This window comes from Zafaria sp. Z1313 (assembly GCF_050563205.1).
Taxonomy (GTDB): domain Bacteria; phylum Actinomycetota; class Actinomycetes; order Actinomycetales; family Micrococcaceae; genus JAZDCJ01.
In genome coordinates this window covers 1-959 of record NZ_JBNWUK010000057.1, presented here as the reverse complement: position 1 = coordinate 959, position 959 = coordinate 1, and the positions used below count along the sequence as shown (strand labels likewise).

General features: G+C 60.8%; 1 protein-coding gene and 1 pseudogene. Both read right to left on the bottom strand.

Features of this window, described 5'->3' with window-relative positions; translation table 11 throughout:
• A partial coding sequence (locus tag ACQ3I4_RS16725) for a transposase (RefSeq protein WP_430633347.1) occupies positions 1–387 on the bottom strand: 387 nt, incomplete at its 3' end.
• A gap of 221 nt (positions 388–608) precedes the next feature.
• A pseudogene (locus ACQ3I4_RS16720) lies at positions 609–860 on the bottom strand (integrase core domain-containing protein); the annotation flags it as partial.
• Between the last annotated feature and the right edge of the window lie 99 nt (positions 861–959).

Genomic DNA, 959 nt, shown 5'->3' with positions numbered 1-959 from the left:
CATCTCATCGACACCGGTCAGGCGGCGCTGACGCTTCTTGACGATGACCGGTGAGAAGGTCCCTTCCCGGTCCCGCGGCACGTCCACCTCCACCGGGCCCGTGGTCTCCGTCAGCACCGTTTTTGGGCGCACGCCGTTGCGGGAATTCGCGGTCTGCTTCCCTGCCGTATCGTGCTTTTCATATCCGAGATGCTCGGTCATTTCCTCATCGAGCGCGGTCTCGATCACGGTCTTGGTCAGCTGCTTGAGCAGACCGTCCGGCCCGGTCAGGGACAGGCCCTGTTCCTTCGCCATTCTGACCAGCTCGCGCGCAGCGTCGCCCTCGGATACTTCTGTCTTCTTTTCAGCGGTTTTCGTACTCGGCACAGCCTCAAGTGTTGCGGCCATATCGGGCTCCTCCCCGCCAGGCTTACCGCCCGGCGTGTCGAGCCGGATACACCGTTATTTCCACAGTCCCCCCCGCCCTCGATGATGTGGAAGTACTATCTGCCTTCAATCCCGAGGGAGAGCCAGTTTTTCAACGCCTAGTTGAGAACGACGTACTGTCAGAAAATCAATATCGCGGCGTATGGAAGGGGACTGCTGCACGGTTAGGTGACAGGTTCTAGTCACGCCGCCAGTGCGACGGTCGTGTTCATGATGGTCTCGAACTCGATGGGCGTCAAACGACCCAGGCGTGCCTGACGGCGTCGCCGGTGATAGGTCCGCTCGATCCAGGTGACGATCGCGATGCGCAGCTGCTCGCGAGTGGTCCAGGAGCGGCGGTCGAGGACGTTCTTCTGGAGCAGCGCGAAGAAGCTTTCCATGGCGGCGTTGTCCCCGCTCGATCCGACTCTGCCCATGCTCCCGACCATGCGGTGAAGGGCAGAGGGTGTTTCATAGAGTGTGTAAGGGTCCGGTCTCTAACTGGGGTGTGACCTGTGGTTTCACCCCTTTGAAAGGACGGGCCTCATGGCAGA